At 30.3% G+C, this 4,939-nt stretch carries 4 protein-coding genes and 1 pseudogene; all 5 read left to right on the plus strand.

Features of this window, described 5'->3' with window-relative positions:
• Window positions 1–301 (plus strand): annotated as a pseudogene (locus AMO08_RS03160) (molybdenum cofactor guanylyltransferase); the annotation flags it as partial.
• A complete protein-coding gene (locus tag AMO08_RS03165; protein WP_075485061.1) occupies window positions 294–1,538 on the plus strand; it encodes a molybdopterin molybdotransferase MoeA in 1,245 nt (414 codons plus the stop codon). The pseudogene AMO08_RS03160 and the gene AMO08_RS03165, both read left to right, overlap by 8 nt.
• Window positions 1,539–1,587: 49 nt before the next feature.
• The gene (locus AMO08_RS03170) at window positions 1,588–2,493 is read left to right on the plus strand and encodes a DMT family transporter (protein WP_075485064.1); all 906 of its coding nucleotides are present in this window, start codon (window positions 1,588–1,590) and stop codon (window positions 2,491–2,493) included.
• A gap of 1 nt (window position 2,494) precedes the next feature.
• Entirely contained in the window at window positions 2,495–3,712 is a 1,218-nt protein-coding gene (locus tag AMO08_RS03175; RefSeq protein ID WP_075485067.1) for an aminopeptidase P family protein, read from the plus strand.
• Between the two features lie 5 nt (window positions 3,713–3,717).
• Window positions 3,718–4,833, plus strand: coding sequence for a serine/threonine protein kinase (locus AMO08_RS03180; protein WP_075485070.1), 1,116 nt, complete (start codon window positions 3,718–3,720; stop codon window positions 4,831–4,833).
• Window positions 4,834–4,939 lie beyond the last annotated feature (106 nt).

The following is a 4,939-nucleotide window of genomic DNA, read 5'->3' on the forward strand; positions in this document are numbered from 1 at the left end:
TACACCTTTTTTTAAGAGACAAATACTTAAAGATTTTATTCAAAATATTAATTTCAATGAAAGTGATTTATTTTTCATTAAGTCAAACAACACACGACATAATATATTTGGCTTATGGTCGATTAATTTACTAGATAAGCTAAAGAAGGATCTAAATAATGGAGAAAGAAAAGTAGAGTGGTGGGCTAATAATACTGGGGTAAAAATAATTAATATGGAGTTTTCAAATAATGATCCTTTCTTTAATATAAATACAAAAGAAGATTTAAAAAAAGCTGAAGAAATATTCAAAAATGATTAGTTACGAAAAATCAAAAAGAATTTTAAAAAAAGCAAAAATTAAAATTAAAGACGAAACTATAAAGGGTGTAAATTCTCTAAATAGAGTAGTTTCTACCAATATTTATTCTAATATAAATTATCCAGCAGGGAATAATGCTGCATTTGATGGTTACGCAATTAATTCAAAAGATACTAATCGATTAAAAAAAAAATTCCCAAAAAAATTTAAAATTATTGGTTCAATTGCTGCAGGAATGAAACCATTTAAAAAAAAGATAAAAAAATTTGATACTGCTGAAATAATGACTGGAGGAATTATCCCAAAGGGTTTCGATACAATTATTCCTATAGAACAAATAATTTTTGCTCCTAATAAAAAATATATTTTAATCGACCAGAAAATAAAAAAATTTGATCACGTTAGGTTTGCAGGTTCAGATTATAGAAAAGGAGAGGTTGTAATAAAAAAAAATACAATTGTTCAACCAAATCATATTTTAGCTTTTAAAAGTTTAGGTATTAAACAAATTAAAGTAAAAAAAAAGATTAATATATTATTTTTTTCAACTGGAAACGAAATATCAAACAAAGACAATATTCCAAACTGGATGGTAAGAAATTCTAACACACACTATATAAAAAACTTAAATCAAAATTTTTTATTTAATTTTAAAAGTAGCAGTATATTAAGAGACAATCATCAAAATATTTTTAAACAAAAAATAAATAAATTAATTAAATCTAAAGATGATATTATTATTACGTCAGGTGCAGTTTCCGCAGGTAAGTTTGATTTTATACCTGATGTTGTTAAAAAATTTAAGTTATCAAGCTACTTTAAAAGTGCTGCAATAAGGCCAGGAAAACCAATAATGTTTGCAAAAATTAAAGGGAAAGAAAAGGCAATATTTGGACTCCCTGGAAATCCAATTTCTTCAGCTGCATGTTTTAGATTTTTTGTAATTCCATATATTTTAAGTGCCTTAGGATTATCAGAAGAAAAATCAATTAAAGCTATTTTGACGAATGGTTTTGTTAAAAAAAAGAATTTCACAAGATTTGTAAAGAGTCAATTAAGCACAACTAAAAATGGAAAAATAAATGTTGAAATTTTAAAAGGTCAAGAGTCTTTTAGAATTAAATCATTTGTAAAATCAAATATTTGGGTTTTGTTACCAGCGGGTAAATCAAAATTTAAAAAGGGAGATGTCGTTGATTGCTTTTTCCCCAACCTCTCAAATCAAAATTTAGTTTAGAAACGTATTTTTGTTGTAGAAAATTCTATTTACAATTAGATTTCTCATTATGTTAGAGTTGAGAAATCCAAGAATAGCCATTCCCGTTGTACTTTTTGCCGGTCTGTTGTGGTCGTTTGGTCCATTAGTGGTTCGATACATGGATAATCCGCAATTGGCACCTTGGCAGTATATTTTTGGTAGAGGTTTAACAATTTTTATTCTATTAAATCTTTATTTATTTTTCGAGGAAGGAAAAAAATTTTACAAAAACTATTATAAAATAGGTTTATCTGGAGTAATCGGTGGATCTGGATTGGGGATCGCTATGATTACATTTATTTATTCAATTACAAATACTAGCACTGCGGTTACTTTGCTTTGTTTAGCAGCAATGCCTTTTTTTACAGCATTATTGGCATTTTTATTTTTAAAAGAAAAAATTTCTCTTAATGTGTGGATATCAATAATAATTGCAACAGCTGGTATCATTATTATGGCACTTGGAAACACTGGTGAAAGATCATTAATTGGTTTCGTATTTGGTTTAACTTCTTCAATTGGTTTCTCAGTTTTTTCTGTAACGCTTAGATGGAGAAAAGAAACACCAAAATTCACAACAGTAGCTTTTGCTGGTTTCTTTTGTTTTGTGTTTGCAACAATTATGATTTTATCAAAAGACTTAGTTTTCTTTTCATCTAGCTATAACGGAGCTTTGTTTTCTTTGCATGGGACATTAGTCTGTTTTGGTTTAATTTTATATTCAATTGGATCTAAAGCGATACCAGCAGCAGAATTGACTTTATTATCTTTAACTGAGGTTGTAGGTGGAATTTTTTGGGTTTGGTTACCATTATTTGGTATTAATGAAGTGCCATCCACAAATACTATAATTGGCGGTTTTTTTCTTTTTGTATCTATATTTTATTACAGTTTAATAATGAAATGGAACAAAAGATATATAGCATTAAATTAATATGGAACGACCAGATTTTTTTGAACTTAAAAATGGTGAGAAAGTAAAATTACCATTTACTAATAAAGAATATAACGATCGAGTAAGTAAACTTAGATCAGTGATGGACCAAAACGGTCTTGATATGGTTATCTTAACCTCAATGCATAACGTTGCATATTACACAGGTTTTATTTATTGCTCTTTTGGTAGACCATACGGATGTGTAATCACTCAAAATAAAATCTCAACAATTTCAGCTAACATTGATGCAAGTCAACCATGGCGTAGATCTCATTGTGATAACGTTATTTATACTGATTGGAAAAGAGATAATTTTTTAAGAGCTATTGTTTCAATTATTGGAAGAGATGAACCTCCAAAAAATATTGGAATTGAAAATGATCATGTCACGTTAGATATGAGAGAAAAAATAGGGTCTATTTTTACTTTCTCTGTTTTTAGTGATGTATCAAAAGATCTAATGAAACTTAGAATGATTAAATCGAATGAAGAAATTGAGATCATCAAAAATGGCGCAAGAATTGCAGATATTGGAGGTGAAGAAATAGTTAAAAATATTAGAGAAGATAATACAGAGATCGAAGTAGCAATTGCAGCAAGAGATAGAATGGAAAGAGAGATTGTTAAAAGTTATCCAGGGGCTGAGTACATGGACACTTGGGTATGGTTTCAATCTGGTATCAATACAGATGGAGCTCACAATCCAAAGACTAATAGAAAATTAGTTAAAGGAGATATTTTATCTTTAAATACTTTTCCAATGATCTCAGGATACTACACCGCGCTAGAGCGAACTTTATTTTTAGATCATGCTAATGATGCCTCACTTAAAGCATGGGAAGCAAACGTAAAAGTGCATAAGCGAGGATTAGAATTGATTAAACCAGGTGTTAAATGTTCAGATATTTGTCATGAGTTAAATGAATTGTTTGCTGAACTTGGTTACCTTCAGTATAGAACTTTTGGTTACGGACATTCATTTGGTATGCTTTCCCACTTTTATGGTAGAGAAGCAGGTTTAGAGTTAAGAGAAGACATTGATACTATTCTTGAGGAAAACATGGTGGTTTCTATGGAACCAATGATAATGATACCAGAGAGTAATCCTGGTGCAGGCGGATATAGAGAACACGATATTTTGGTGATTGGTAAAGATCGAGTAGAAAATATTACAAAATTTCCTTTCGGCCCTGAGCATAATATTATAAAAAACTAATCCTTATGAGTGAGAATAAAACTATTGTTAATAGTTGGAATGAGTGGGATCCGTTAAAACATGTAATTGTTGGTAGAGCGGATGGCACATGTATACCAGCACCAGAGCCAGCATTAGATGCAAAAGTTCCAGAAGATAGTGATATGCGAGGTCAGTTTGGACCAAGAACAAAAGATACTGTCGATAAAGCAAATGAATTATTAGATAACTTTTCAAACATACTTGAAAAAAAAGGCATTAAAGTTGATCGACCGACACCAATTGATTTTAATCAAAAAACTTCTACACCAGATTGGGAAGCAGAAACCATGTTTGGCTGCATGCCTCCAAGAGATGTTTTGTTGACAGTAGGAAACGAAATTTTAGAAGCTACAATGAGTTACCGATGTCGTTGGTTTGAATATTTATGTTACCGACCACTTTTAAAAGATTATTATAATCAAGATCCTAACATGAGACACGAGTCTGCTCCAAAGCCAAGATTAACGGATGCAGATTACAGAAAAGATTATTTATCAGATAAAATTGGTGTTCAAAAAAGATTAGAGTGGACTGAAAAAAAATATTTTGTAACCACTGAAGAAGAACCATTATTTGATGCAGCGGACGTGCTAAGATTTGGTAAAGATTTAGTTGTTCAACATGGGTTTACAACAAATTTAAAAGGAATAGATTGGCTTAAAAGACATTATAAAGATCACAGAGTTCATGCAGTTAACTTCCCAGGTGATCCTTATCCAATTCATATTGATGCAACTTTTACACCAATAAAGGAGGGTTTAATTATTAATAACCCACAAAGAAGACTTCCTAAAGAACAAAGAAAATTATTTGAGGATAATGGTTGGGAAATAGTGGACAGCGCACAACCAGCACATAACGAACCACCACCATTGTGTTATTCATCAACATGGCTATCAATGAATGTTTTAGTATTAGATCCTAAGACTGTATGTGTGGAAAAAAGTGAAACTTATCAAGCTGAACAATTGGATAAATTAGGAATGGAAGTTATACCAGTTGAACTTAGAGATGCATATGCTTTTGGAGGAGGCCTTCATTGTTGTACAGCTGATGTTTACCGAGAAGGTGAGCTCAAAGATTATTTTCCAAAACAATAATTTATTTGAAAATAAGATTAACTTGGATTTTGTTTTAAAAATTCAATGTATTTAATTACATCATCATATTTTTCATCAGGAATATCTTTATAGCTAGCATTGAATT

Source organism: Candidatus Pelagibacter communis, from assembly GCF_001180205.1.
GTDB classification, from domain to species: domain Bacteria; phylum Pseudomonadota; class Alphaproteobacteria; order Pelagibacterales; family Pelagibacteraceae; genus Pelagibacter; species Pelagibacter ubique_O.